The organism is Pseudomonas sp. GM102 (assembly GCF_000282555.1).
In the GTDB taxonomy this organism is placed as follows: domain Bacteria; phylum Pseudomonadota; class Gammaproteobacteria; order Pseudomonadales; family Pseudomonadaceae; genus Aquipseudomonas.
Window position 1 is genome coordinate 1 of sequence record NZ_AKJB01000068.1, and the last position, 25,262, is coordinate 25,262.

Below are 25,262 nucleotides of genomic sequence, written 5' to 3' on the forward strand. Positions count from 1 at the left end.
CCGCGACTGGCAGCCGCTACGCGACTACAACCACGACAACCCGGCTGACGGTTTCCGCCCTTACGGCACCACGCCGGGCCATGGCTTCGAATGGGCGCGGCTGTTGCTGCATCTTGAAGCGGCGCGGGTGCAGGCCGGGATACTCACACCGGGCTGGCTGGCAACCGATGCGCAAAAACTCTTCGAGCACAATTGCCGTCACGGTTGGGATGTCGACGGTGCACCGGGCATTGTCTACACCCTCGATTGGGATAACCGTGCGGTGGTTCGCCATCGCTTGCACTGGACTCATTGCGAAGCCAGCGCCGCCGCCAGTGCGCTGCTCAAACGCACCGGTGATGAGCAATACGAGCGCTGGTACCGACTGTTTTGGGAATTCTGTGACAGTCATTTCATTGACCGTTGCGATGGCAGCTGGCATCACGAACTCGATCCTCTGAACCGTCCGAGCGCCGATATCTGGGCCGGCAAACCCGACCTCTATCACGCCTGGCAAGCCGTTTTGATTCCGCGCCTGCCGCTGGCGCCGAGCATGGCCAGTGCGCTGGCGCAGTTGTCCCAGAGCGTTGCTGTGTAACCATGTGGTGACATTCGCGCGTCCCTTCGTTACCTGCGAAGGGGCATCCCCTGTTTAGAATCCTATGCAGCGCAAGCACCAGACTTGCATGCATAACAACAAGAAAGGTACTACTAGATGAATGCGATTTCTCGCCTCGCTACTGTCATTTCTCTCGCTTCACTGCTTCCTGTTGCTGCATTCCCCGTCAGTGCCCTTGCCGCCGATGCCAAAGGTTCGGTGGAAGTCGTTCACTGGTGGACGTCTGGTGGTGAAAAAGCAGCCGTCGATGTACTCAAGGCCCAAGTCGAAAAAGACGGCTTCACCTGGAAGGACGGCGCAGTTGCCGGCGGTGGCGGCTCCACAGCCATGACCGTACTCAAAAGCCGCGCCGTGGCCGGTAACCCGCCGGGCGTTGCCCAGATCAAGGGGCCGGACATTCAGGAGTGGGGCAGCACTGGCCTGCTCAGCACCGACACCCTCAAAGAGGTTTCCAAGTCCGAAGGCTGGGATAACCTGCTGATCAAGAAAGTCTCCGACACCGTGAAATACGAAGGCGATTACGTCGCCGTGCCGGTGAACATCCACCGCGTCAACTGGCTGTGGATCAACCCGGAAGTCTTCAAGAAAGCCGGGATCGAAAAAGCACCGACCACCCTCGAAGAATTCTATGCCGCTGGCGACAAGCTCAAAGCCGCCGGCTTCATTGCGCTTGCCCACGGTGGCCAGCCTTGGCAGGACAGCACCGTGTTTGAAGACGTGGTGCTCTCGGTCATGGGCGCAGACGGTTACAAGAAAGCCCTGGTCGACCTGGACCAGAAAACCCTCTCGGGGCCTGAGATGGCCAAGGCCTTCACCGAGCTGAAAAAAATCACCGGCTACATGGACCCGAACCGCGCCGGTCGTGACTGGAACATCGCTGCCGCCGACGTCATCAATGGCAAGGCCGGCATGCAAATGATGGGCGACTGGGCCAAGAGCGAATGGACCGCCGCCAAGAAAGTTGCGGGCAAGGACTACCAGTGCGTGCCGTTCCCGGGCACTGAAAAAGCCTTCACCTACAACATCGACTCGATGGCCGTGTTCAAGCTCAAAGCCGATCGCAAAGGCGACATCGCCGCCCAGCAAGACCTGGCCAAGGTCGCTCTGGGCAAAGACTTCCAGAAAGTCTTCAGCATCAACAAAGGCTCGATCCCGGTGCGTACCGACATGCTTAACGACATGAGCGCGCTGGGCTTCGACTCTTGCGCTCAAGCGTCCGCCAAGGATTTCCTGGCTGACGAGAAGACCGGCGGCCTGCAACCGAGCATGGCGCACAACATGGCCACGTCCCTGGCCGTGCAGGGCGCGATCTTTGATGTAGTGACCAACTTCATGAACGACAAGAACGCTGATCCGGCGACGGCCAGCAAGCAACTGGCGTCGGCCGTCAAAGCTGCCCAGTAAGTAATCCCTGACGCCGCGTGACCCCTGTGGGAATGGGGCTTATGTGGGAGTCGGGCTTGCCCGCGATGCAGTCAACTCGGTTTAACTTCAAACCGAGTTGATGCCATCGCAGGCAAGCCAGCTCCCACAAAAGCCCGCTCCCACAAGGGATCGCCGTGCCTATTTCATTCCTCTTCAACTGGATTATCCCGATGAGCTCTGTGGCGGTTTTCAGCAAAGCCTCACCGTTCGACGCACTGCAGCGCTGGCTTCCCAAACTGGTTTTGGCGCCGAGCATGCTGATCGTCCTGGTTGGTTTTTACGGTTACATCATCTGGACATTTGTTCTGTCCTTCACCAATTCCAGCTTCATGCCGAGCTACAAGTGGGTCGGCCTGCAGCAATACATCCGCCTGATGGACAACGATCGCTGGTGGGTCGCGAGCAAGAACCTCGCGGTGTTCGGCGGCATGTTCATCGGCATCAGCCTGGTGCTGGGCGTGTTCCTCGCGGTGCTGCTGGATCAGCGTATTCGCAAGGAAGGCTTCATCCGCACCGTTTACCTGTACCCGATGGCGCTCTCGATGATCGTTACCGGTACCGCGTGGAAATGGCTGCTCAACCCAGGCCTGGGCCTGGACAAAATGCTGCGTGACTGGGGCTGGGAAGGCTTCCGTCTCGACTGGCTGGTGGATCAGGATCGCGTGGTGTATTGCCTGGTGATCGCCGCCGTGTGGCAAGCCTCCGGTTTTGTGATGGCGATGTTCCTGGCCGGCCTGCGTGGCGTCGATCAATCGATCATCCGCGCGGCGCAAGTCGACGGTGCGAGCCTGCCGACCATCTACTTGAAGATCGTATTGCCGAGCCTGCGCCCGGTGTTCTTCAGCGCCTTCATGATCCTCGCGCACATCGCGATCAAGAGCTTCGACCTGGTGGCGGCAATGACCGCGGGTGGTCCGGGCTACTCGTCCGACCTGCCGGCGATGTTCATGTACTCCTTCACTTTCAGCCGTGGCCAGATGGGCATTGGTTCGGCGAGCGCCATGATGATGCTCGGCGCGATCCTGGCGATTCTGGTGCCGTACCTGTACTCCGAATTGCGAGGCAAACGCCATGAGTAATCAACTCGGAAAACCGGCGATCAGCTTCAGCCGCATCGCAATCTACGCAACCTTGCTGCTGGCCGCCGCGATCTATTTGATCCCGCTGGTGGTGATGCTGCTGACCAGCTTCAAATCCCCGGAAGACATTCGCACCGGCAACCTCTTGAGCTGGCCGCAAGTGATTGATGGCATCGGCTGGATCAAGGCCTGGGACAGTGTCGGCAGCTACTTCTGGAACTCGGTGAAAATCACCGTGCCGGCGGTCCTGATCTCTACGTTCATCGGTGCCATGAACGGCTACGTGCTGTCGATGTGGCGCTTCCGTGGTTCGCAACTGTTCTTCGGCCTGTTGTTGTTCGGCTGCTTCCTGCCGTTCCAGACCGTGCTGCTGCCAGCCTCGTTCACCCTCGGCAAGATCGGCCTGGCCAACACCACCACGGGCCTGGTGCTGGTGCACGTGGTCTACGGCCTGGCGTTTACCACGCTGTTCTTCCGCAACTACTACGTGAGCATTCCGGATGCGCTGGTCAAGGCGGCGCGACTGGATGGCGCGGGCTTCTTCACGATTTTCTGGAAGATCCTGCTGCCGATGTCGATCCCGATCGTGATGGTCTGCCTGATCTGGCAGTTCACGCAGATCTGGAATGACTTCCTGTTCGGCGTGGTCTTCGCCAGTGGCGATGCCCAGCCGATTACCGTGGCCCTGAACAACCTGGTCAACACCAGCACCGGGGCCAAGGAATACAACGTTGATATGGCCGCCGCGATGATCGCCGGGCTGCCGACACTGCTGGTCTACATATTCGCTGGCAAGTATTTCCTGCGTGGGCTGACGTCCGGCGCGGTCAAGGGGTAGAACATGGCAACTCTCGAATTACGCAACGTCAACAAGACCTACGGTGCCGGTTTGCCGGACACCCTGAAAAACATCGAACTGAAGATCAATGACGGTGAGTTCCTGATCCTGGTCGGTCCATCGGGCTGTGGCAAATCCACCTTGATGAACTGCATCGCGGGTCTGGAAAACATCAGCGGCGGGGCGATTCTGGTGGACGACGCCGACATCAGCGGCATGAGCCCGAAAGATCGCGACATCGCCATGGTGTTCCAGTCCTACGCGCTGTACCCGACCATGAGCGTGCGGGACAACATCGCGTTCGGCTTGAAGATTCGCAAAATGCCCACCGCCGAAATCGACGAAGAAGTCGCTCGCGTGGCCAAGCTGCTGCAGATCGAACACCTGCTCAGCCGCAAACCGGGCCAGCTTTCCGGTGGTCAACAACAGCGCGTGGCCATGGGCCGGGCGCTGGCGCGGCGGCCGAAGATTTATCTGTTCGATGAGCCGCTGTCCAACCTCGACGCCAAGCTTCGGGTCGAGATGCGCACTGAAATGAAACTGATGCACCAGCGCCTGAAAACCACCACGGTCTACGTGACTCACGACCAGATCGAAGCCATGACCCTGGGCGACAAAGTGGCGGTGATGAAGGACGGGATCATTCAGCAGTTCGGCACGCCGAAAGACATCTACAACAACCCGGCCAACCTGTTCGTGGCGAGCTTCATCGGTTCGCCGCCGATGAACTTCATCCCCCTGCGTTTGCAGCGTAAGGAAGGTCGTCTGGTGGCGCTGCTCGACAGCGGTCAGGCGCGCTGCGAATTGCCGCTGGGCATGCAGGACGCCGGGCTCGAAGACCGCGAAGTGATCCTCGGCATGCGCCCGGAGCAGATCGTGCTGGCGGGCAGCGAGCCGAATGGTTTGCCGACCATTCGCGCCGAAGTGCAGGTCACCGAACCGACCGGTCCCGACACCCTGGTGTTCGTCAACCTCAACGACACCAAAGTCTGCTGCCGCCTGGCACCGGACGTCGCGCCGGCCGTGGGCGAGACCCTGACCCTGCAATTCGATCCATCGAAAGTGCTGTTGTTCGATGCCAAGACCGGTGAACGCCTGGGGGTGGCCGGCCTGCCGAAAACCGAAGCTCACAGCGCCAACGTGGCCCAATTCAAAGGCCGCTGAAGATCAAAAATGTGGGAATGGGCTTTTGTGGCGAGGGGGCTTGCCCCCGTTGGGCCGCGCAGCGGACCCAAGACCTACGAGCGCTACGCGCTCGAACGGTGGCAAGCCCCCTCGCCACAGGCCCGCTCCCACAAGGGGGATCTGCGGCGGATGGGGACATCCGTCGCAATCGATGTAAACCGCGTTAGATAAAAACAGTTAATAACAATAAAGACGAGGATGTAGGGATGAAGAAGAAGAACAACGCTCAGCTTATCTGCCAATTGTCAGCGCTTGCGATGATGACGATGGCCGGTAGCGCACACGCGGCTGACGCGTTCAGTGCCGACTCGCAGTGGATGACCGGGGATTGGGGTGGTGAGCGTACCAGGCTGATCGAACAAGGTATCGACATCAAGGCCGACTACGTCGGTGAAGTGGGCGCCAACCTGCATGGCGGCTACAACGACGACAAGACGGCGCGTTACGCCGACCAGTTTGGCCTGGGCGTGGCGCTGGACCTGGAAAAGCTGTGGGGCTGGGATAACACCCAGGCGAAAATTCAACTTACCAACCGTAACGGTGAGAACATCTCCAATGACCGTGTCGGCGACCCGCGTGCCGGCACCTTGAGTTCCTCCCAGGAAGTCTACGGCCGTGGCCACATGGTCCGTCTGACCCAATTGTGGATCAAGCACCAGTTTCTCGACGGTAAACTGGACGTCAAGGCCGGTTACTTCGGCGAAGGCGAAGACTTCAACACCTTCCCTTGCGAGTTCCAGAACCTGGCGTTCTGCGGTTCACAAGCGGGTAACTGGGCGACCAACATCTGGTACAACTGGCCGGTCATGCAGGCGGCGGTTCGCGTGAAGTACAACATCACGCCTGAGTTCTATGCGCAGATCGGCGCGTACAACCAGAACCCGTCGCAACTTGAGCACGGTAACGGCTTCAAGCTCAGCGGCAGTGGTACCGAGGGCACCGTCTTGCCGGTTGAATTGGTCTGGTCGCCGAAGGTCAACAACCTGCCGGGCGAATACCGTGTCGGTTACTACAAGAGCACTGCTAACGCCGATGACGTGCGTAAAGACGACAACGGCGACGATGCGGCAACCAGCGGCAACGCCTATCGCAGTCACGATAGCAAGCACGGCTACTGGTTCGTGGCGCAGCAACAACTCACCACGCATAACGGTGATGCTTCGCGCGGTCTGAACATCGCGGCCAACGCCACCTTCCACGACAAGGACACCAACTTCGTCGACAACTACCAGTCGCTGATGTTTGTGTACAAGGGGCCGTTTGATGCGCGTCCTAAAGATGATGTCGGGATCGGTTTCGCCCGTATCCATGTCAACGATGATGTGAAGAAAAACGCTGAATTGGTCAACGCCGCCAATGGTGTCACCGACTACGAAGACCCGCTGTTCTCGCCGTTGCGTTCCACCGAGTACAACTACGAGATCAACTACGGCTTCCACGTTACCAACTGGCTGACCGTCCGTCCTAACCTGCAATACATCACTCACCCAGGCGGTGTGGATGAAGTCGACAACGCTCTGGTGGCTGGTCTGAAAATTCAGTCGGTGTTCTAACGCTGTTGCGATAAGCTCCTCTCTATGTGCGCATATTTGCGGACGGCCATGGCTGTCCGCTTTTTTTTGGGGGCTGATCAGCCAGGCGGCTGACGATTGCATTGTGGCGAGGGAGCTTGCTCCCGCTCGGCTGCGTAGCAGTCGTAAACGCGGCGAATGCGGTTTGCCTGAAGCACCGCAGTGAATGGTTTTAGGGCCGCTTCGCAGCCCAGCGGGAGCAAGCTCCCTCGCCACAGAGAATTCACTGGCTACAAAAACGCTGTTGTTTTCAGAGGTTGTGAGTACACCCATGATTTTCAGGACCGTGGCACATGCTTGAGCATCCGCTACAACGCTTCTTCAAATCCTTGCGCGAACGTCCGGTGTTTGCGTGGGAGCGCTATCAGATGCGCGATGTGCTGGTGATCGACCATCCGCTGTGTCAGGCGGTGTTCAGTCGGCAGGGCGCACAGCTGCTGCACTTCCAGCCCAAGGGTCAGAAACCCTGGCTGTGGTGCGCGGCGAAGTGGCCGCATGTCGGTGCGATTCGCGGCGGTGTGCCGGTTTGCTGGCCGTGGTACGGCCGTCATCCGAGCGAAAACGCCTGGCCGTCCCATGGCTGGGCGCGTTTGCTCGACTGGAAACTGCTCGACAGCAGCAGTGATGACGATGGCGTGCACCTGCACTGGCAGTTACAGCTGTGCGACTGGCAAGTGGACTTGCACGCGCATCTGGGCGAACGCATGGATTTGCACCTGAGCACCGAGCATCAAGACGACATGCCGTGCCAGTTGAGCCAGGCGTTGCATGCCTATTGGCGTATTGGCGACGTGGGCGAGGTAGCGCTGTCTGGGCTTGATGGCGCGCAAGGTTACGACCAGTTGAGCCGCCAGGTTTGCCAGCAAGAAGGCGAGTTGCGGGTCGACGGTGGTTGTCAGCGAGTGTTCCAGCATGACGGCGAATTGCAGCTCAAGGACCACGCCTGGCAGCGGCAATTGTGCATCGACACCGGTGACCATGCGGACACGGTGGTCTGGCATCCCGGCTCGCGGCCATTGCTGGGCGTGAGCTGGAACGAGATTTTAGAGTTCGTCTGTGTGGAGGCGGCCAGCGGCGGGACCGACAGCTTGAGCCTGGCACCGGGTGAGCGGGCGCATTTGAGTTTGCAGGCGCGGGTGATCGTTCCCACGCTCTGCGCTTGATCGTTCCCACGCTCTGCGTGGGAATGCAGCCCGTGACGCTCCGCGTCACTGGACGCGGAGCGTCCCTAGAGGCATTTCCACGCAGAGCGTGGGAACGATCGGTACGAGTTAATTAAACTCATCCCCAATCGGATACCGACTGGCATTCAGGCTTTCCTTGATCTTGCGCAAATGCGGCTGGAAATCCACGCCCCGGCGCAGGGTCATGCCGGTGGCGAGCACATCGAGCACGGTCAGCTGAATGATCCGTGACGTCATCGGCATGTAGATGTCGGTGTCTTCCGGCAGCGGAATGTTCAGGCTCAAAGTACTGGCCTTGGCCAGCGGCGAACCCTCCGCCGTCAGGCCCAGCACCGAAGCACCGTTTTCCCGGGCGATGCGCGCCACTTCCACCAGTTCGCGGGTGCGACCGGTGTAGGAAATGATCACGAACAACTCACCGGTGTGGGCCACCGAGGCGATCATGCGTTGCATCAGCACGTCGGCATGGGCAGTCACCGCCAGGTTGAAGCGGAAGAACTTGTGCTGCGCATCCAGCGCCACCGGGGCCGAGGCGCCGAGGCCGAAGAAGTGGATCTGCCGGGCCTGAATCAACAGGTCGACGGCGCGGCTGATCAGGTTCGGGTCAAGCGCCTGTAATGCACTGTCCAAAGAGGCGATGGCGCTGCCGAAAATCTTTTTTGTATACGCTTCCGGATTGTCATCGGCTTCAACCGCCCGGCTGACATACGCCGCGCCACTGGCCAGGCTCTGGGCCAGCTGCAGTTTCAGTTCCGGGTAGCCGCTGACGCCGAACGAGCGGCAGAAACGGTTGACGGTCGGCTCGCTGACCTTCGAGGCCTGGGCGAGGGCGGCAATGCTGAACCGGGTGGCCTGCTCCGGGTTGAGCAGAATCACTTCGGCGACTTTGCGTTCAGCCTTATTCAGGTCTTCAAGGCGATTCTGGATCTGTTCCAGTAAATTTCGCACGCGATCCATTTCATGTTCCTTAGGTCAGCAGCGCAAATAAGCGTTCGACTAATGCAAATTGGGCCTTTGATACGGCCCATAACGGTGGCCTATCCTACTGATGGCTCCGACCGACCACCACTCGGAATCTGTATTTTGCGAAAATGTTGTGGTTATTACTACATTTTCCCTTGAGTGATGCCTTGAAAAAAGGTATTTGTAGCTTAACTTGATAAAAGAACAAACATCATGCCTTCGATTACGGTTGAACCGTGCACCTTTGCCTTGTTCGGCGCTCTCGGCGATCTAGCCCTGCGCAAGCTGTTTCCTGCCCTCTATCAACTCGATGGCGCCGGCCTGCTTCATGAGGATACGCGCATTATCGCGCTGGCCCGTGAACCCGGCAGCGAGCAACAGCATCTGGCGTTCATCGCCGCTGAGCTGCGCCGCTATGTCGGTGCCAAAGAGCTGGATGAAACGGTGGTCGAGCGCTTCCTGGCCCGTTTGAGTTATCTGCACGTCGACTTCCTCAAGGCTGACGATTACGTCGCCCTGGCCGAGCAGGCCGGCAGTGCCCAGCGGGTGATTGCTTACTTCGCCACCCCGGCGGCGGTTTATGGCGCTATTTGCGAGAACCTGTCGAAGGTCGGCCTGACCGAAAACACCCGTGTGGTGCTGGAAAAACCCATCGGTTCGGACCTGGAATCCTCGCGCAAGGTCAACGACGCCGTGGCGCAGTTCTTCCCGGAGAACCGCACCTACCGCATCGACCACTACCTGGGCAAAGAGACCGTACAAAACCTGATCGCCCTGCGTTTTGCCAACAGCCTGTTCGAAACCCAGTGGAACCAGAATTACATCTCCCACGTGGAAATCACCGTGGCCGAGCAGGTCGGGATCGAAGGCCGTTGGGGCTATTTCGACAAAGCCGGCCAGCTGCGGGACATGATCCAGAATCACCTGCTGCAACTGCTCTGCCTGATCGCCATGGACCCGCCGGCCGACCTGTCCGCCGACAGCATTCGCGATGAGAAAGTCAAAGTCCTCAAGGCGCTGGCGCCGATCAGCCCGGAAGGCCTGACCACTCAAGTGGTGCGCGGCCAGTACATCGCCGGTCACAGCGAAGGCAAATCGGTACCCGGGTATCTGGAAGAGCCTAATTCCAACACCCAGAGCGACACCGAAACCTTCGTCGCCCTGCGTGCCGACATTCGTAACTGGCGCTGGGCCGGCGTGCCGTTTTACCTGCGTACCGGCAAGCGCATGCCGCAAAAGTTGTCGCAGATCGTCATCCACTTCAAGGAACCGTCGCACTACATCTTCGCCCCCGAGCAGCGCTTGCAGATCAGCAACAAGCTGATCATCCGCCTGCAACCGGATGAAGGCATTTCCTTGCGCGTGATGACCAAAGAACAAGGCCTGGACAAGGGCATGCAGCTGCGCAGCGGGCCGTTGCAGCTGAATTTTTCCGACACTTATCGCAGCGCGCGGATTCCCGACGCCTACGAGCGGTTGTTACTGGAAGTGATGCGCGGCAATCAGAATTTGTTTGTCCGTAAAGATGAAATCGAAGCCGCGTGGAAGTGGTGTGACCAGTTGATCGCCGGGTGGAAAAAATCCGGTGATGCGCCCAAGCCGTACGCGGCCGGGTCGTGGGGGCCGATGAGCTCCATTGCACTGATCACGCGGGACGGGAGGTCGTGGTATGGCGATATCTGAATTGAAACTGCCTCAGGGCGTCAGCGCCCATGAGTTCAAGAGCCCGGTGCTGCTGGCCGAAGGGCTGGCATTGACGGTAGCCAGGCAACTGAGTGACGCGATTGCCGCGCAGGGCGCCGCGACGCTGGTGGTGTCCGGTGGGCGCAGCCCGGTGGCGTTTTTCCAGCACCTGGCCAAGCAGAAGCTGGACTGGTCGAAGGTGGTGGTCAGCCTGGCTGACGAGCGCTGGGTGCCGGTGGAGCATGCCGACAGCAATGCCGGCCTGCTCAAGCGTTACCTGTTGCAAGGCCCGGCGGCCAAGGCTCAGTTCTTGAGCCTCTACAGCGCCACCGCCAACCTGGAACAGGCCGCCGAGCAGGCGGATCGCCTGCTCGGCGAATTGCCGCCGATCGACGTTCTGATACTCGGTATGGGCGACGACGGTCACACCGCGTCGCTGTTCCCCAACAGCCCGAACCTGGCCGACGCCTTGAACGTCGACGGCACCCGTCGTTGCTGGCCGATGCTGGCGCCGACCGTGCCCCATCAACGCCTGACCATGAGTCGCGCGTTGCTGGCCTCGGCGAAGTACACCGTTTTGTCTATTTCCGGTCAGTCCAAGCTGACCACCCTGAATGCCGCACTGACCGGTGACGATGTCTCCGCCATGCCGATTCGGGCGTTTCTGCAACCTACGTTAGAGATTTACTGGTGCCCATGAACCAAGGATCAGCCGCTATGACAAACACATCCCCGACCGTTTCCATGGCGGACAAAGTTGCCCTGATCGACAGCCTTTGCGCCAAGGCGCGGATTCTGCCGGTGATCACCATCGCCCGTGAACAGGACGTACTGCCGTTGGCCGACGCCCTGGCGGCCGGTGGCCTGACGGCGCTGGAAGTGACCCTGCGTTCGCAGTTCGGCCTCAAGGCGATCCAGATTCTGCGCGAGCAGCGACCGGAACTGGTGACCGGTGCCGGCACCGTGCTTGATCGCAGCATGCTGGCCGCGGCCGAGGCGGCGGGTTCGCAATTCATCGTCACGCCGGGTATCACCCGTGATCTGCTTGAAGCCAGTGTCAACAGCCCGATCCCGCTGTTGCCGGGCATCAGCAATGCCTCCGGCATCATGGAAGGCTATAGCCTGGGTTATCGCCGCTTCAAGCTGTTCCCGGCGGAAGTCAGCGGCGGCGTCGCGGCCATCAAGGCCCTGGGCGGCCCGTTCGGCGAAGTTAAATTCTGCCCGACCGGCGGCGTCAGCCCGGCCAACATCAAGAGCTACATGGCGTTGAAAAACGTGATGTGCGTGGGCGGTAGCTGGATGCTTGACCCCGAGTGGATCAAGAACGGCGACTGGGCTCGCATCCAGGAGTGCACCGCCGAGGCGTTGGCCCTGCTGGACTGATTCATCGGATTTTTACCAAACACTTCGTTGTGTGTTCTACGGCTTTACGGTGCGCTTGGTCGGTGCACCGTTTTTTTTTGCCTGAAATAAAACCCTTATGGCTGCCAGCTGTTTTTTTTGTAGGAGCGAGGCTTGCCCGCGAAGGCGTCGGTACATTCAGTATTGATGTGGCTGGAAGATCGCCTTCGCGGGCAAGCCTCGCTCCTACAGGAAAAGAAGCGATACATAGTTACCGCATCTCTGAGCTCGTCCAGCGTTAACCTGCGTTCATCTTATGGAAGAGAGAACGTCATGGACGACAACACCTCAGCTGCATCCCCATCACCGGTTTATCAGCTGTCACCCGAACAGATCGCCGGCCCGTATTTTCGAAACCCGAAACTGATCAGACGCAACATCAGCGAAGGCATGGATGGCATCCCCTTGGTGCTGCGACTGACGATCGTCGATGCCATGACCGGTCAACCGGTCACGGGGGCCGTGGTCGACATCTGGCATTGCAACGCGCGCGGGGCGTATTCGGGTTGGAGTAAGGTCAATCCGGACCAGGAAGTCGATGTCGGTGATATCGGCTCGATTCCGCGCACCGATGACGATACCTACCTGCGCGGTGGGCAGTTCACCGATAAAAACGGCATCGTGCGGTTTACCACCATTTATCCGGGGTATTACGCCGGACGCGCTTTGCATATCCATGTTGCTGTTCGCATCACGGCCGGCAACAACTATCTGGAAGAGCGACATGTCGCTTGGGTCGGGCAGCTTTACTTACCGCAGGTTGCATCAAGGTCGGTACTTAATACCCGTGAGTACAGCGGTCGAGTCGCTTCACCGCTGACCAACGATCAGGATTTTTTCTACGAAACCATGGGCGGTGAAGCCTCGACCCTGAACGTTCACGCCATCGGTCGAGACTCGAATGAAGACGGTTTTTTCGGGCACATGACCATCGGTGTCGACACGTTTGCGGTGTCATCGCAGATCAAGCCCGAGGACTTCGACAAGTACACCGTGTGACGTCAGCGCAATTCAGTCAGCGCCTGGGCCAGCCGATCCATGTCGGCCGCCGTGGTGGTGAGCCCCGGCGTGATGCGGATGCACGGGCCACATGCCGCGCCACTGCGCGCCACGGTAAACAGGTTGTAGTCGTTGAGCAGTCGCTCGACCATCACCTGTTGGTCGGCATGCCGGGTAAAGCGCATCGAGGTGATGCCGCAATACAGGCGCGGGTCATCCGGGGTCATGATTTCGATCCCCGGTAGCCCCCGAACGGCATTCACCCATCGGTTGCGCAGGTAATTGAGCCGCGTGCCCTTGGCGACGGAACCGCCCATGGCGTGATGTTCTTCGAACACCAGCGGCAGGGTCAGCAGGGCCGGAATATTGGGCGTGCTGTAGGGCGTGCGGGCGCGAATGTCGGTGACCGGGAAATGCATCTCGCCCATGTCCGGGTCGATGTCGGCCAGGCGCTCGGGCGCGATGTAAATGAAACCCAGGGTCAGCGGCGCGCCGATCCATTTGTGCAGATTGTAGCCGGCAAAGGCGATGCCCAGTTCATCGAGATTGAACGCGATCTGGCCGAGGGCATGGGCGCCATCGAGAATCACATCGATGCCGTGTTCCTTGGCGGCGGCAGCAATCGCCTGCACCGGCATCACCAGTCCGGTGCGATGGGTGACGTGGGTCAGCGCCATCAGCTTCAGTCGCGGATAACGCACGAAAGCTTCGCGGTACGTGGTCAGCAAACTGTCGAAACTGGCGGGGTGATGGTGTTCGATCTCGATCACTTCCACGCCTCGATAGCGCGCCAGCCAACGCATCGCGCCCTTGACCGTGTCGTACTCCAGATCGCACAGCAGTACCTGATCGCCCGGTTCCAGACGGTTGTAGTTGCGGATCAGCGATTGCAGGCCATCCGAGGCGTTACGGGTGAGGGCGACGGCTTCGGCCGGTGCACCGATCAACTCGGCCAGTTGCGCGCAAATCCCGACGCTTTCGCCCTGTTCGAAGCGCTGGCGCACATGCACCGAATTGCCGCGGTTGATGAGTTCGATGTTGCGCTGATACTCCTCGACTACCGTGCGAGACATGCGCCCGAAGTAACCGTTCTCCAGATTCAGGGGGCCGGGTTCGACAGCGTAGCGGTCGGCAAAGGTTTGCCAAAAGACTTCATCACGGGCACGGCGGGTGTTATCGGGCATGGGCTACTCGGTGAGGTAGGACAGATCAGTGACGAGGGGCGGGTTTGCCGTGTTTGGCGCGCAGCGGTTCGAGCAACTCCGACAAACCGTTGTGGTCGATTTCCTGCATCAAGGCCAGCAAACCGCCCAGTTCGCCATGAGGGAAACCTTCGCGAGCGAACCAGTTCAGGTACTGGCCGGGCAGGTCGGCGATGATGCGGCCCTTGTATTTGCCGAAGGGCATTTCGCGGGTAATCAGCAGTTCGAGTTTTTCGGGATTCATCATCAGTCGTCTTGATTCAAAAACAGTCTGGAAAATACAGGCATTCTGCATGCAGGCCAAATGACAGATCATGCAAAAAAAGCGGATGTAGATTTAGGATTTAAGTTTAACTATTTGAAATATAAGAAAAAATAATAGGTTCGAGGCTGGCATGCAGGATGCAATTACTTAATGCATCTTTCATCAACCGCGAGGAATTGAAAAATGACCGACATTAATAAAGAAGCGATCTCTGTACTCAACGACCTGATTGAAACCAGTAAAGACGGTCAGGAAGGGTTCAAGACTTGCGCTGAAGACATCAAGAATCCAGAACTCAAAAACCTGTTCATACAGCGCTCCGCCGACTGCGCTGCTGCCGCTGCCGAACTGCAAGCCACTGTGCGTTCCCTGGGCGGTGATCCGGAAACCTCCACCAGTGTCAGTGGCGATATGCACCGTCGCTGGGTCGACGTGAAGGCGATGTTCACCGGCAAGGATGAAGAGGCAGTGCTGAACGAAGCCGAACGCGGTGAAGACCACGCGCTGAAGGCTTACAAGGAAGCACTGGAGAAAATCAACAAGGACAACCTGGTGAGCATTCGTGACATCGTTGAACGCCAGTATCACGGCGTACAACGCAACCACGATCAGGTGAAAGCCCTGCGTAATCAGGCTCGCGCACGCTCGTAAGGGTTCGTTGCCTGCCAAAAACGCCAGCCAGTCTGGCGTTTTTTTGTGGAGAATGACGGCGAGTGGGCAGGCGCAGGAAGGTAGGCAACAAGAACTGCAGCGCTGTGGTCATTGTGGCGAGGGAGCTTGCTCCCGTTCGGCTGCGCAGCAGTTGTAAAAGCCGTCACCGCACCTGATCAGGTGAATCGAAGTGCCAGATTTGGGGGCGCTGCGCACCCCAGCGGGAGCAAGCTCCCTCGCCACAGTAAATCTCCCCACAGGCCCGCCACTGGCCACAGATAAGCGGTGAATCAGCCGATGCTGATCGCCGGCAACGTCGGCAACGTCACGGTCTGTTGCTTGCGCGGCGCCAGAATTTCCGCCTCGCCATCCACGACTAATTCATCGCGCTGGTTGAATACCCGAGTGGCGATACGCACACGAAACTTCGGCAGTTTCTCGAGAATTTCCAGGCGCACAGTCAGCGTGTCGCCAATTTTCACCGGCTTCTGAAAGCTCATCGTCTGACCGATGTAAATAGTCCCCGGCCCAGGCAACTCGCAAGCGACCGCCGCGCTGATCAACGCGCCGCTGAACATGCCGTGGGCGATACGCTCCTTGAACATGCTGGCGGCGGCGAATTCGGCGTCCAGGTGCACCGGGTTGTGATCACCGGACATCGCGGCGAACAACTGAATGTCGCGTTCTTCGACGGTCTTGCTGTAGCTGGCGGTCTGGCCGACTTCGAGGGCTTCGTAAGGGGTGTTGGTAACCTGGGTCATCTGTCTCGATTCCTGTGACGAATTAAATAAATCCACAAAAAAACTATTCGGCTCTGGGTGGCCGGCGGTTGCTCAAGGCCTGGGCGATCCAGTTCAGCACGTCGGCCGTCACTTCGTCGCGGTTGCTCTCGTTAAACAGCTCATGCCGGGCCTGCGGGTAAATAGTCAGCTGCAGGCTCTGGCAGCCAGCGTCGCGCAGGGCGTGGGCCAGATCTTTCAGACGTTTGCCTTCGCTCACCGGATCACATTCACCGCCAATCACCAGCAACGGCAGGCCCCGATCGATCTGGGCGAGATTGGACGCTTTGCTGATTTGCTGCAAGCCACCGAGCAAATCGATCCACAACTGATTGGTGCAACGAAAGCCGCAGAGCGGGTCATTGGCGTATTTGTCGACTTCGGCCGGGTCGCGGCTCAGCCAGTCGAACGGCGTGCGCGCCGGTTTGAATTTCTTGTTGAACGAGCCGAACGACAGCCATTCGATCAGCGCACTGCGCCCCTTAGGCCCTTGGCGCAGGCGTTCGAGACGAGCAATCTGTCGCGCGGCGCGATAGAGCGCCACGGGCTGGAAGTTCGAGCCGCTGAGAATCGCCCCGTGCAGGCTGGCGCTGTGATGCAGCAAGTAAGCCTGGGCGATGTAGCTGCCCATACTGTGGCCCAGCAGCACGATCGGCACGCCGGGATGCTGTTGACCGATATGTTGGTTAAGGCTGGCCAGGTCGCCGACCACTTTGCACCAGCCATCATCGTCGGCGAAATGGCCCAGCGTACCGTTTTCGGCAGTTTTGCCATGTCCACGCAAGTCCGGCGCATAAACACCGTAGTCCTGATCACAGCATGCTTGCGCCAGGCGGGCGTAGCGACCGCTGTGTTCTGCCATGCCGTGGGCCAGCAGGATCACCGCCTTGAGTGGCGCGGCCGGCAGCCACTGGTTGACGAAGAGGCGGCTGCGGTCACTCGCGGTCAGCCAGAAAGTGTCGTGGATCATGGCGATTCCTTTGCGTTGGGCTGCATGAGGCTGCTGGGTGGGGAACAGCCCCGTCGCATTGTATAGCGCATCCAACGCCTACCGTCTGATCAGGCCACGCCGGGGCAGCAAGATTCACGCGATCAATGACGACCGTGCGCATATTTGCCTGATTCACCATAGCTGCTAGTGTCCGGGAAGCACCGCTTTTTCAGAAGTGACAAAAAGCGGCCCCGGATAGGCTCAGGTAAAGAGGACAAGAATAATGCAACCTGATTTCTGGAATGACAAACGCCCGGCCGGCGTGCCCCTGGATATTGACCTTGGGGCCTATAAGTCGGTGATCGAGGTGTTCGAGCGTTCCTGCAAGAAATTTGCCGACCGCCCGGCGTTCAGCAACATGGGCGTGACCCTGACCTACGCCGAACTGGAACGCTACAGCGCCGCGTTCGCCGGTTACCTGCAAGCCCACACCGACCTGGCGCCGGGCGATCGCATCGCGGTGCAGATGCCCAATGTCCTGCATTACCCGATTGCCGTGTTCGGTGCCTTGCGCGCCGGGCTGATCGTGGTCAATACCAACCCGTTGTACACCGCGCGGGAGATGCGTCATCAGTTCAAGGACTCCGGTGCCCGGGCGCTGGTTTACCTGAACGTGTTCGGACAGAAGGTCCAGGAAGTGCTGCCCGACACCGACATCCAGTACCTGATTGAAGCGAAGATGGGCGACCTGATGCCCACCGCCAAGGGCTGGCTGATCAATACCGTGGTCGCCAAGGTCAAGAAAATGGTCCCGGACTATTCCTTGCCGCAGGCGATTTCTTTCAAGAGCGCGCTGCGTCTGGGCCGGGGCCTGGGCATCAAACCGCTGAACGTCGGCCTCGCCGACATCGCCGTGCTGCAATACACCGGCGGCACCACCGGGCTGGCCAAGGGCGCCATGCTGACCCACGGTAATCTGGTGGCGAACATGCAGCAGGCGCGGGCGTGTCTGGGGCAATTCGGCGCTGACGGTCAGCCGCTATTGCGCGAAGGCCAGGAAGTGATGATCGCGCCGCTGCCGCTGTACCATATCTATGCCTTCACGGCGAACTGCATGTGCATGATGGTGACCGGCAACCACAACGTGCTGATCACCAATCCACGGGACATTGGCGCCTTCATCAAGGAACTGAAGAACTGGCGGTTTTCGGCGCTGCTGGGGCTTAACACGCTGTTCGTCGCGCTGATGGACCATCCCGACTTCAAGACCCTGGATTTCTCCAGTCTCAAGCTCACCAACTCCGGCGGCACGGCGCTGGTCAAGGCTACGGCCGAGCGTTGGGAACAGCTCACCGGTTGCCGCATCACCGAAGGTTACGGCCTGACCGAAACCTCGCCGGTGGCCTGCACCAACCCTTACGGCGACAAGTCGCGCATCGGCACGGTCGGCCTGCCCGTGCCGGGCACGACCCTGAAAGTGATCAACGATGAAGGCGTCGAGCAGCCGCTGGGCGAGCGTGGCGAACTGTGCATCAAGGGCCCGCAGATCATGAAGGGCTACTGGCAGAAACCCGAAGCCACCGACGAAGTGCTGGACGCCGACGGTTGGTTCAAGTCGGGCGACATCGGGGTGATCGACCTGGACGGTTTTGTGCGCATCGTCGATCGCAAGAAAGACATGATCATCGTCTCGGGCTTCAACGTGTACCCCAACGAGATCGAAGACGTGGTGATGGCCCACCCGAAAGTCGCCAACTGCGCAGTGATTGGCGTGCCGGACGAACGCTCGGGGGAGGCGGTGAAGTTGTTTGTGGTGGCCCGTGAATCCGGGGTCAGCCTTGAAGAACTGAAGGCGTACTGCAAGGAAAATTTCACTGCATACAAAGTCCCCAAGCACATCGTCTTGCGTGAGTCGTTGCCGATGACGCCGGTGGGCAAGATTCTGCGGCGGGAGTTGCGAGAGATCGCCTGATCGTTGAATGGCCGCGCTTCGCGCGTTCGCGGGCAAGCCTCGCTTCTACAGGTTCAGTGGTCTGAACGACACGAACCCTGTAGGAGCGAGGCTTGCCCGCGAAGCTTTTAAGGGGCTGAAGCCCCGATTTCAAAGGCTTTCAAGGAGTTATAGAATTTTTGCTCTAAAAGTGACTATTGAATATTCAAGAGTCAAAAATGTGACCGTAGAGGCCGATTTTGGCTCTAGTCGGCCCTTGGCAAAGCTGCTACTCTCGGCGCGCTTTGTGACTTCTCGGCCTATGTTAAAAGCCAGACTCACCAAAAACACACACCAATAATAATCGCACCGAATGCGGTATTTGAATTCGCGTTGCTGAGGAGTGGGCTTCCATGATCGAAGACTTTTGGAAGGATAAGTACCCAGCTGGAATTGCTGCCGAGATCAATCCAGACGAGTATCCGAATATTCAGGCAGTGTTGAAGCAATCCTGCCAACGCTTCGCTGACAAACCGGCATTCAGCAACCTGGGCAAGACAATCACCTACGGTGAGCTGTACGAATTGTCCGGTGCCTTTGCCGCTTACCTGCAACAGCATACCGATTTGCAACCCGGTGATCGAATCGCCGTGCAACTGCCCAACCTGTTGCAATACCCGGTCGCCGTCTTCGGTGCGATCCGCGCCGGGCTGATCGTGGTCAACACCAACCCGTTGTACACCGCGCGGGAAATGGAACACCAATTCAACGACTCCGGTGCCAAGGCCCTGGTCTGCCTGGCCAACATGGCGCATCTGGCCGAGACCGTCGTACCGAAAACCGGCGTCAAGCACGTGATCGTCACTGAAGTGGCCGACCTGCTGCCGCCGCTCAAGCGCCTGCTGGTCAACAGCGTCATCAAGTACGTGAAGAAGATGGTCCCGGCGTTTCACTTGCCCAAGGCCATCAAGTTCAATGACGTGCTGAGCAAGGGCCATGGCCAGCCAGTGGCTGAGGCCAACCCGGCCAGCAGCGACGTTGCCGTGCTGCAATACACCGGCGGCACCACCGGCGTGGCCAAGGGCGCGATGCTGACCCATCGCAACCTGGTGGCGAACATGCTGCAGTGCAAGGCGCTGATGGGCTCCAACCTCAACGAAGGTTGCGAGATCCTGATCACTCCGCTGCCGCTGTACCACATCTATGCCTTCACCTTTCACTGCATGGCGATGATGCTGATTGGCAACCACAACATCCTTATCAGCAACCCGCGCGACCTGACGGCGATGGTCAAGGAACTGTCGAAGTGGAAGTTCAGCGGTTTCGTCGGCCTGAACACGCTGTTCGTCGCGTTGTGCAACAACGAAGCGTTCCGCAAGCTGGATTTCTCGAATCTGAAAATCACCCTGTCTGGCGGCATGGCCTTGCAGCTGGCTGCGGCTGAACGCTGGAAAGCGGTCACCGGTTGCCCGATCTGCGAAGGTTACGGCATGACCGAAACCAGCCCGGTGGCCACGGTGAACCCGAGCCAGAACATCCAGATCGGCACCATCGGTATTCCGGTGCCATCGACCCTGTGCAAAGTCATCGACGATGCCGGTGTTGAACAGCCGTTGGGCGCCATCGGTGAACTGTGTGTGAAAGGTCCGCAAGTCATGAAGGGCTACTGGCAGCGTCAGGACGCCACCGATGAAATCCTCGACAGCGAAGGCTGGTTGAAGACCGGTGACATTGCGCTGATCCAGCCTGACGGTTACATGCGTATTGTCGATCGCAAGAAAGACATGATCCTGGTGTCCGGTTTCAACGTGTACCCGAACGAACTGGAAGATGTGTTGGCGACCCTGCCGGGCGTGCTGCAATGCGCGGCCATCGGTGTGCCGGACGAGAAGTCGGGTGAGGCGATCAAGATTTTCATCGTCGTCAAACCGGGTGTGACCCTGACCAAGGAACAGGTGATGGAGCACATGCGCGCCAACGTTACCGGCTACAAGGTACCGAAAGCCGTGGAGTTCCGCGACGCGCTGCCAACCACCAACGTTGGCAAGATCCTGCGCCGCGAACTGCGCGACGAAGAGCTGAAGAAACTGGGCGTGAAGAAAGTCAGCGCCTAGTCAAACAAAAGCCCCGCAGATGCGGGGCTTCTTGTTTAAAGCGATATAAGAATGCTTTTGTGGCGAGGGGGCTTGCTCCCGTTCGGCTGCGCAGCAGTCGTAAAAGCTGTCATCGGGTGAATCGAGGTGCCTGATTTGGGGGCGCTGCGCACCCCAGCGGGAGCAAGCTCCCTCGCCACAATAGTTCTCAGTACAGCGGGTGGTTACTGGCGGAACTGCGCGAAATTGACGTTGGTACCGGCCGGGCGCATGTCTTGCAGGTAGGAGTCCTTGTCGGCGCTCAGTTCCAGGCTCAGGGCTGCCTTGCGCTTGCCTTGGTTGCGCACCACCAGGCCTTCCAGCTTCTCGCGCAGGAACACCGTCGGCACTTTCAAGTGCAGCAGTTCGTCGGTATCCGGGGTGTGCATCAGCAAGTGAATCCATTCGTACTGACCAACGGCCAGCCGCGCGACCGGAATATCGAACCAGAAGATATTGCGGTTGCGGTTCAATTCGGTGAAATGGCAGTTGTTGACGCCAAGCACAGCACCGCCGAGTTCCTGGTTTCTGCGGGCAATGGCCAGTTTTTTATCGAGTTTCATAACGTTCCTACGGGATTGGATCTTCAGCGCCATGGCCTGAATACGTTGCGCATTCTCGGGGCAAAGCCTGCAAACATAAAGCCTAACCTGCGAAATCTCCGGTTAATAAATAAATGAAACTCCGCGCAAAGGCCCCCGGTCAATCCTTGTGTAACCACTTTCCCCGTTGAAATGTTCACAGGAGAACTGCCATGAGCAGCACTGGCGATAAAGTTAAAGGTATGGCAAACGAAGCGGCCGGCAACGTCAAGCAAGGCGTCGGCAAGGCCACCGGTAACGAAAAACTGCGCTCCGAAGGCGTGGCGCAGGAGAGGAAAGGCGAAAACCAGCAAGCAGTCGGCAAAATCAAGGATGCTCTTAAAAAAGGCATCGACAAGGCATAATCCGGGCTTTGACGAGTAACAGAAACGGCCATCCGCGGATGGCCGTTTCTGTGTCAGCTTGAACTTGAGCAAGGAAATTGTTTCAAAGTCGCCAAGTACGCTACTTTGTTGTAGAAAACGGCCCCTGAGTCGCCATGACTTCAACCTTTTTGCGGCGAAAGGAGACGCTAATGTTTTTTCCGACCATGAAAGGTTTGCCCCTGCATCGGGTGATGATGCGCACGGTCACCGAGTTCGTCGACGATGAGATGTCGACCTATGCCTCGGCGCTGGCCTATCAGATGCTGTTCTCGCTGTTCCCTTTCATCCTGTTCCTGATCGCCCTGATCGGTTTTCTGCACTTGCCGGACTTCTTCTCCTGGCTGCGCCTGCAATCGGAACTGGTCCTGCCCCCCCAGGCGCTGGAACAGGTGAACCCGGTGATCGACCAGCTCCAGCAATCCAAGGGCGGCTTGCTCTCGGTGGGTATCGTGATTGCCCTGTGGACCGCATCTGCCGGTGTGCGGCTGATGATGAGCGCGATGAACGCCGCGTACGATGTGGTCGAGCGCCGTCCGATCTGGAAGCGCTTTCCGCTGTCGATTTTCTACACCATCGGCATCGCCGGCATGCTGCTGATCGCCGCAGCGCTGATGGTGCTCGGGCCGCAGGTGATGAGCTGGATCGCCGCGCAAGTGGGCCTCGAAGATTTCATTGTGACCGTCTGGACCATCGTCCGCTGGCCGGTGGTGGTGATTCTGCTGATGATGGCGGTGGCGCTGATTTACTACGTCATGCCCGACGTCAAACAAGAGTTTCGCTTCATCACCCCAGGTGCGGTGTTGTCCGTGGTGGTCTGGATCATCGCTTCGCTGGGCTTCGGCCTCTACGTCAAAACCTTCGCCAACTACAACGCCATGTATGGCAGTATCGGCGCGATCATCGTGTTGTTGCTGTACTTCTATATTTCCGCCGCGGTGCTGTTGCTCGGCGCGGAAATGAACGCGGTGATCGAGCACATGTCATCCGAAAACAAGAAACACGGCGAAAACGTGCCCGAAGAACCCAAACACCACGTTTCGGGATTGGGGCGCGACCACTCAATCAAGCCGACCACTGACGAAGCCCTGAAATGATCCGTGAAATTCTGAAAATGGGCGATGAACGCCTGCTGCGTATTGCCCCACCGGTACCGGCAGAGATGTTCGACAGCCCCGAGTTGTGGCAACTGATCGACGACATGTTCCAGACCATGGAAAGCGTCGGCGGAGTTGGCCTGGCCGCGCCGCAGATCGGTGTCGACCTGCAACTGGTGATCTTTGGTTTCGAACACAGCGAACGCTATCCGGACGCCGAAGCGGTGCCGCAGACGATTCTGATCAATCCGCTGATCACGCCATTAAGCCCGACCCTCGAAGAGGGGGTCGAAGGCTGCCTGTCGGTGCCGGGCTTGCGCGGCGCGGTGGATCGTTATCAGCAGATTCGCTATGAAGGCTTCGATCCCAAGGGCGAGCCGATCGTACGCATTGCCTCGGGATTTCATGCGCGGGTGGTGCAGCATGAGTGCGATCACCTGATCGGCCGGCTATACCCATCGCGCATCAGTGATTTCAGCAAATTCGGGTTTACCGAGGTGATGTTCCCGGATCTCGATCCTGCAGCGGACGATTAAATCGCTAAAAGATCGCAGCCTTCGGCAGCTCCTACGGGTGTACACAAAACCCTGTAGGAGCTGCCGAAGGCTGCGATCTTTTGATCTTCTAACCAGGTTGCAAACCCATCGCAATCATCGGTTTGCTCCGCGCATAACGGCTCAACCGTTCAGCCATGGCGTAGGGCAGAAGCGGGTCGAAGGTAAAACCGCGGCGCTCATAAAAGCCACGCAAATCCGGATGGCAGAACAACCAGACCGGCTCTTTGAGGTGCTTGATGGCGTGGGCGATCAACGTCGCGGCGATCCCTTGCTCGCGACAGCTCGGGGCGACGAACAACCCGGTCAGCCAATGCCCGCCGGCCACTGGTCGCAAACATAACGCCGCAATGATCTCATCGCGTTTTGCGACCCACAGGCGAGCGTCGCGAACCGCTTTCATCGACGACTGGTGGGCGCGGTAAAACTTGTTCATCAACGGCCATAACGGCTCGTCGAGCAAGGTGTACTGGGTGTTGGGCATGGGCCTGGACTGTCAGTGCGCAAAGCGGGTGATTATAAAAGAACGCCGGTGCAGAGATAGGTGTATACCTGATCTCACGTCCCGTATGAGTGGAGTATGTATCATGGCCAAAGGCATGGATTCAAAGAAAGCGGCAAAGAAAAAACCGGCTAAAACCGCCGATGAAAAACGTGCGGACAAGAAGGCCAAGAAGGTGGGTGTGTTCGGCCACTGATCCCGCGTCAAAGGAGCCCGAGTTCTCGGGCTCCTTGTTTTTCAGTCCTATCGATATAACCAGATAATCTGCAAGAAATCCCTGCGCCGTTGCACAGAGGGGGACTGGTTCCCGTTCTGAGCAAAGCCATGCCCCATTATTTTGATGCTGCCCACCGTGAAGAAATCGAAACCCTGCGCCAACGCCTGACTGCTCGCACCGAGTGGCCAACCTGGCTGCTGTTGATCGGCGTGTACGTCGGCTGGTTCAGCATTGTCCTGGGCAGCGCCCGATTGGGGCTCTGGTGGAGCACGTTGCTGCTGATTCCACTGTTGGTGTTGTGGTTGTCGGTGCAGCACGAATTGCTGCACGGCCATCCCACCCGTTGGCAAATGCTGAACAAAGTCCTCGGTTATGCGCCGTTCGCGGTCTGGTATCCCTACACCTTGTACCGCGACAGTCATTTGTTGCATCACCGTGATGAAGACCTGACCGTGCCTGGTCGCGATCCGGAAAGCCGTTACCTGAGCGCTGAACAGTGGCAGCGTCGTTCGCCGTTCGAACAAAGCCTGCACTGGCTGAACAAAACCGTGCTCGGGCGCTTTGTCCTCGGTGCGCCACTGGCCTTGTTGGCGCTGGCCCGGGAAGAGCTGCAACGGCTAAAAGCGGGTGAGCGCCAGGCCTGGTTGATGTGGCTGACCCACGGTGCGCTGACGCTGCTGATGCTGACGTTCATCGCGCGCTATAGCGTGCTGCCGGTCTGGCATTACCTGTTGCTGATCAGCGTGCCGGCGCTGTCGATTGCGATGATCCGCTCCTACTATGAACACCGTCCCCACATGCAACCCGAGCAACGCACTGTCATCAATGAAGCGGCATGGCCGTGGCGCTGGCTGTTCCTGAATCTCAACTTGCACCTGGTGCACCACGACTTGCCGGGTCTGCCCTGGTACGACCTGCCGCGGGCCTATCGTGCGCGCCGCGAGCAATGGCTGACGCGTAGTGGCGGGTTTCTGGTGCAGGGGTATGCTCAGTTGGTGCGCGAGCATGGGGTGAGGGCGATCGACAGTCCGCGGCATCCTTTTAGTTGATGCATGGCCACCATTGAATCCTGTGGGAGCGGGCTTGCCCGCGATTGCTATTTCACATCCAAC

At 58.8% G+C, this 25,262-nt stretch carries 25 protein-coding genes; 18 read left to right on the plus strand and 7 right to left on the minus strand.

The features are described from left to right. The 7 genes from PMI18_RS11900 to PMI18_RS11870 all read left to right on the plus strand — a co-directional run. Window positions 1-577, plus strand: a 577-nt coding sequence (locus PMI18_RS11900; protein ID WP_007902367.1) for an AGE family epimerase/isomerase, incomplete at its 5' end; no start/stop codon positions are given. Window positions 578-694: 117 nt separating this feature from the next. Continuing rightward, entirely contained in the window at window positions 695-2,002 is a 1,308-nt protein-coding gene (locus PMI18_RS11895; RefSeq protein WP_007902368.1) for an ABC transporter substrate-binding protein, read from the plus strand. 191 nt (window positions 2,003-2,193) lie between these two features. Then, window positions 2,194-3,102 carry a carbohydrate ABC transporter permease gene (locus tag PMI18_RS11890; RefSeq protein WP_007902369.1) on the plus strand — a complete coding sequence of 303 codons (909 nt, stop codon included), beginning with the start codon at window positions 2,194-2,196 and terminating at the stop codon, window positions 3,100-3,102. Then, window positions 3,095-3,940 carry a carbohydrate ABC transporter permease gene (locus PMI18_RS11885; protein ID WP_007902370.1) on the plus strand — a complete coding sequence of 282 codons (846 nt, stop codon included), beginning with the start codon at window positions 3,095-3,097 and terminating at the stop codon, window positions 3,938-3,940. The genes PMI18_RS11890 and PMI18_RS11885 overlap by 8 nt, the downstream gene beginning before the upstream one ends. Before the next feature lie 3 nt (window positions 3,941-3,943). Beyond that, window positions 3,944-5,104 carry an ABC transporter ATP-binding protein gene (locus tag PMI18_RS11880; RefSeq protein WP_007902371.1) on the plus strand — a complete coding sequence of 387 codons (1,161 nt, stop codon included), beginning with the start codon at window positions 3,944-3,946 and terminating at the stop codon, window positions 5,102-5,104. Between the two features lie 227 nt (window positions 5,105-5,331). Next, window positions 5,332-6,678 (plus strand): carbohydrate porin, encoded by a 1,347-nt coding sequence (locus tag PMI18_RS11875; protein WP_007902372.1) that lies wholly within the window; start codon window positions 5,332-5,334, stop codon window positions 6,676-6,678. 311 nt (window positions 6,679-6,989) lie between these two features. Next, on the plus strand, window positions 6,990-7,859 hold the full coding sequence (locus tag PMI18_RS11870) for a D-hexose-6-phosphate mutarotase (RefSeq protein WP_007902373.1): 870 nt from the start codon (window positions 6,990-6,992) through the stop codon (window positions 7,857-7,859). Window positions 7,860-7,967: 108 nt separating this feature from the next. On the opposite strand, the gene PMI18_RS11865 is transcribed toward PMI18_RS11870, so the two are convergent. Continuing rightward, the gene (locus tag PMI18_RS11865) at window positions 7,968-8,828 is read right to left on the minus strand and encodes a MurR/RpiR family transcriptional regulator (protein ID WP_173667542.1); all 861 of its coding nucleotides are present in this window, start codon (window positions 8,826-8,828) and stop codon (window positions 7,968-7,970) included. A 228-nt stretch (window positions 8,829-9,056) separates the two neighbouring features. On the opposite strand from PMI18_RS11865, the gene zwf reads away from it, so the two are divergent. The 4 genes from zwf (at window position 9,057) to PMI18_RS11845 (ending at window position 12,926) form a co-directional block, all read left to right on the plus strand. After that, complete coding sequence (zwf, locus tag PMI18_RS11860) at window positions 9,057-10,526, plus strand: glucose-6-phosphate dehydrogenase (RefSeq protein ID WP_007902378.1); 1,470 nt, start codon at window positions 9,057-9,059, stop codon at window positions 10,524-10,526. Continuing rightward, on the plus strand, window positions 10,513-11,226 hold the full coding sequence (pgl, locus tag PMI18_RS11855) for a 6-phosphogluconolactonase (protein WP_007902380.1): 714 nt from the start codon (window positions 10,513-10,515) through the stop codon (window positions 11,224-11,226). Before zwf ends, pgl begins: the two co-directional genes overlap by 14 nt. Window positions 11,227-11,243: 17 nt before the next feature. Next, window positions 11,244-11,909, plus strand: coding sequence for a bifunctional 4-hydroxy-2-oxoglutarate aldolase/2-dehydro-3-deoxy-phosphogluconate aldolase (locus tag PMI18_RS11850; protein WP_007902383.1), 666 nt, complete (start codon window positions 11,244-11,246; stop codon window positions 11,907-11,909). 291 nt (window positions 11,910-12,200) lie between these two features. Further along, complete coding sequence (locus tag PMI18_RS11845) at window positions 12,201-12,926, plus strand: intradiol ring-cleavage dioxygenase (RefSeq protein ID WP_007902385.1); 726 nt, start codon at window positions 12,201-12,203, stop codon at window positions 12,924-12,926. A 2-nt stretch (window positions 12,927-12,928) separates the two neighbouring features. Here the strand turns inward: PMI18_RS11845 and PMI18_RS11840 are convergent, their stop codons facing one another. Beyond that, window positions 12,929-14,110, minus strand: coding sequence for an aminotransferase class V-fold PLP-dependent enzyme (locus PMI18_RS11840; protein ID WP_007902387.1), 1,182 nt, complete (start codon window positions 14,108-14,110; stop codon window positions 12,929-12,931). A gap of 25 nt (window positions 14,111-14,135) precedes the next feature. Further along, window positions 14,136-14,372, minus strand: coding sequence for a DUF3820 family protein (locus tag PMI18_RS0129620; RefSeq protein WP_007949456.1), 237 nt, complete (start codon window positions 14,370-14,372; stop codon window positions 14,136-14,138). A 204-nt stretch (window positions 14,373-14,576) separates the two neighbouring features. Here PMI18_RS0129620 and PMI18_RS11835 point away from each other — a divergent pair, with 204 nt between their 5' ends. After that, window positions 14,577-15,044 carry a PA2169 family four-helix-bundle protein gene (locus tag PMI18_RS11835; RefSeq protein ID WP_007902409.1) on the plus strand — a complete coding sequence of 156 codons (468 nt, stop codon included), beginning with the start codon at window positions 14,577-14,579 and terminating at the stop codon, window positions 15,042-15,044. A gap of 290 nt (window positions 15,045-15,334) precedes the next feature. On the opposite strand, the gene PMI18_RS11830 is transcribed toward PMI18_RS11835, so the two are convergent. Together PMI18_RS11830 and PMI18_RS11825 are read right to left on the minus strand one after the other, a co-directional pair. Next, a complete protein-coding gene (locus PMI18_RS11830) occupies window positions 15,335-15,805 on the minus strand; it encodes a MaoC family dehydratase (RefSeq protein WP_007902410.1) in 471 nt (156 codons plus the stop codon). Between the two features lie 43 nt (window positions 15,806-15,848). Beyond that, the gene (locus PMI18_RS11825) at window positions 15,849-16,793 is read right to left on the minus strand and encodes an alpha/beta hydrolase (RefSeq protein WP_007902411.1); all 945 of its coding nucleotides are present in this window, start codon (window positions 16,791-16,793) and stop codon (window positions 15,849-15,851) included. Window positions 16,794-17,037: 244 nt separating this feature from the next. Between PMI18_RS11825 and fadD2 the strand changes: the two genes are divergently transcribed. After that, window positions 17,038-18,726, plus strand: a complete 1,689-nt coding sequence (fadD2, locus tag PMI18_RS11820) for a long-chain-fatty-acid--CoA ligase FadD2 (RefSeq protein WP_007902412.1) — start codon at window positions 17,038-17,040, stop codon at window positions 18,724-18,726. Window positions 18,727-19,097: 371 nt separating this feature from the next. Next, complete coding sequence (gene fadD1, locus PMI18_RS11815) at window positions 19,098-20,798, plus strand: long-chain-fatty-acid--CoA ligase FadD1 (protein WP_007902413.1); 1,701 nt, start codon at window positions 19,098-19,100, stop codon at window positions 20,796-20,798. A 203-nt stretch (window positions 20,799-21,001) separates the two neighbouring features. Here fadD1 and PMI18_RS11810 read toward each other — a convergent pair whose 3' ends face one another. Further along, window positions 21,002-21,379, minus strand: a complete 378-nt coding sequence (locus tag PMI18_RS11810; RefSeq protein WP_007902414.1) for a hypothetical protein — start codon at window positions 21,377-21,379, stop codon at window positions 21,002-21,004. 191 nt (window positions 21,380-21,570) lie between these two features. On the opposite strand from PMI18_RS11810, the gene PMI18_RS11805 reads away from it, so the two are divergent. The 3 genes from PMI18_RS11805 to def all read left to right on the plus strand — a co-directional run bounded on the left by PMI18_RS11805 (window position 21,571) and on the right by def (window position 23,413). Beyond that, window positions 21,571-21,762 (plus strand): CsbD family protein, encoded by a 192-nt coding sequence (locus tag PMI18_RS11805; RefSeq protein WP_007902415.1) that lies wholly within the window; start codon window positions 21,571-21,573, stop codon window positions 21,760-21,762. Window positions 21,763-21,932: 170 nt separating this feature from the next. Then, complete coding sequence (locus PMI18_RS11800) at window positions 21,933-22,877, plus strand: YihY/virulence factor BrkB family protein (protein WP_007902417.1); 945 nt, start codon at window positions 21,933-21,935, stop codon at window positions 22,875-22,877. Beyond that, window positions 22,874-23,413: a peptide deformylase gene (def, locus tag PMI18_RS11795; protein WP_007902418.1), complete on the plus strand. Its 540-nt coding sequence runs from the start codon at window positions 22,874-22,876 to the stop codon at window positions 23,411-23,413. Before PMI18_RS11800 ends, def begins: the two co-directional genes overlap by 4 nt. Before the next feature lie 88 nt (window positions 23,414-23,501). Here def and PMI18_RS11790 read toward each other — a convergent pair whose 3' ends face one another. Beyond that, window positions 23,502-23,915 (minus strand): GNAT family N-acetyltransferase, encoded by a 414-nt coding sequence (locus PMI18_RS11790; protein WP_007902420.1) that lies wholly within the window; start codon window positions 23,913-23,915, stop codon window positions 23,502-23,504. Between the two features lie 342 nt (window positions 23,916-24,257). On the opposite strand from PMI18_RS11790, the gene PMI18_RS11785 reads away from it, so the two are divergent. Further along, window positions 24,258-25,199, plus strand: a complete 942-nt coding sequence (locus PMI18_RS11785; RefSeq protein WP_007902426.1) for a fatty acid desaturase — start codon at window positions 24,258-24,260, stop codon at window positions 25,197-25,199. Window positions 25,200-25,262: the final 63 nt, after the last annotated feature.

What these genes read in the sequence shown, in the direction of transcription:
- PMI18_RS11895 (WP_007902368.1), top strand. Translation starts at nt 695, where the DNA reads ATGAATGCGATTTCTCGCCTCGCTACTGTCATTTCTCTCGCTTCACTG.
- PMI18_RS11890 (WP_007902369.1), top strand. Translation starts at nt 2,194, where the DNA reads ATGAGCTCTGTGGCGGTTTTCAGCAAAGCCTCACCGTTCGACGCACTG.
- PMI18_RS11885 (WP_007902370.1), top strand. Translation starts at nt 3,095, where the DNA reads ATGAGTAATCAACTCGGAAAACCGGCGATCAGCTTCAGCCGCATCGCA.
- PMI18_RS11880 (WP_007902371.1), top strand. Translation starts at nt 3,944, where the DNA reads ATGGCAACTCTCGAATTACGCAACGTCAACAAGACCTACGGTGCCGGT.
- PMI18_RS11875 (WP_007902372.1), top strand. Translation starts at nt 5,332, where the DNA reads ATGAAGAAGAAGAACAACGCTCAGCTTATCTGCCAATTGTCAGCGCTT.
- PMI18_RS11870 (WP_007902373.1), top strand. Translation starts at nt 6,990, where the DNA reads ATGCTTGAGCATCCGCTACAACGCTTCTTCAAATCCTTGCGCGAACGT.
- zwf (WP_007902378.1), top strand. Translation starts at nt 9,057, where the DNA reads ATGCCTTCGATTACGGTTGAACCGTGCACCTTTGCCTTGTTCGGCGCT.
- pgl (WP_007902380.1), top strand. Translation starts at nt 10,513, where the DNA reads ATGGCGATATCTGAATTGAAACTGCCTCAGGGCGTCAGCGCCCATGAG.
- PMI18_RS11850 (WP_007902383.1), top strand. Translation starts at nt 11,244, where the DNA reads ATGACAAACACATCCCCGACCGTTTCCATGGCGGACAAAGTTGCCCTG.
- PMI18_RS11845 (WP_007902385.1), top strand. Translation starts at nt 12,201, where the DNA reads ATGGACGACAACACCTCAGCTGCATCCCCATCACCGGTTTATCAGCTG.
- PMI18_RS11840 (WP_007902387.1), bottom strand. Translation starts at nt 14,110, where the DNA reads ATGCCCGATAACACCCGCCGTGCCCGTGATGAAGTCTTTTGGCAAACC.
- PMI18_RS0129620 (WP_007949456.1), bottom strand. Translation starts at nt 14,372, where the DNA reads ATGAATCCCGAAAAACTCGAACTGCTGATTACCCGCGAAATGCCCTTC.
- PMI18_RS11835 (WP_007902409.1), top strand. Translation starts at nt 14,577, where the DNA reads ATGACCGACATTAATAAAGAAGCGATCTCTGTACTCAACGACCTGATT.
- PMI18_RS11830 (WP_007902410.1), bottom strand. Translation starts at nt 15,805, where the DNA reads ATGACCCAGGTTACCAACACCCCTTACGAAGCCCTCGAAGTCGGCCAG.
- PMI18_RS11825 (WP_007902411.1), bottom strand. Translation starts at nt 16,793, where the DNA reads ATGATCCACGACACTTTCTGGCTGACCGCGAGTGACCGCAGCCGCCTC.
- fadD2 (WP_007902412.1), top strand. Translation starts at nt 17,038, where the DNA reads ATGCAACCTGATTTCTGGAATGACAAACGCCCGGCCGGCGTGCCCCTG.
- fadD1 (WP_007902413.1), top strand. Translation starts at nt 19,098, where the DNA reads ATGATCGAAGACTTTTGGAAGGATAAGTACCCAGCTGGAATTGCTGCC.
- PMI18_RS11810 (WP_007902414.1), bottom strand. Translation starts at nt 21,379, where the DNA reads ATGAAACTCGATAAAAAACTGGCCATTGCCCGCAGAAACCAGGAACTC.
- PMI18_RS11805 (WP_007902415.1), top strand. Translation starts at nt 21,571, where the DNA reads ATGAGCAGCACTGGCGATAAAGTTAAAGGTATGGCAAACGAAGCGGCC.
- PMI18_RS11800 (WP_007902417.1), top strand. Translation starts at nt 21,933, where the DNA reads ATGTTTTTTCCGACCATGAAAGGTTTGCCCCTGCATCGGGTGATGATG.
- def (WP_007902418.1), top strand. Translation starts at nt 22,874, where the DNA reads ATGATCCGTGAAATTCTGAAAATGGGCGATGAACGCCTGCTGCGTATT.
- PMI18_RS11790 (WP_007902420.1), bottom strand. Translation starts at nt 23,915, where the DNA reads ATGCCCAACACCCAGTACACCTTGCTCGACGAGCCGTTATGGCCGTTG.
- PMI18_RS11785 (WP_007902426.1), top strand. Translation starts at nt 24,258, where the DNA reads ATGCCCCATTATTTTGATGCTGCCCACCGTGAAGAAATCGAAACCCTG.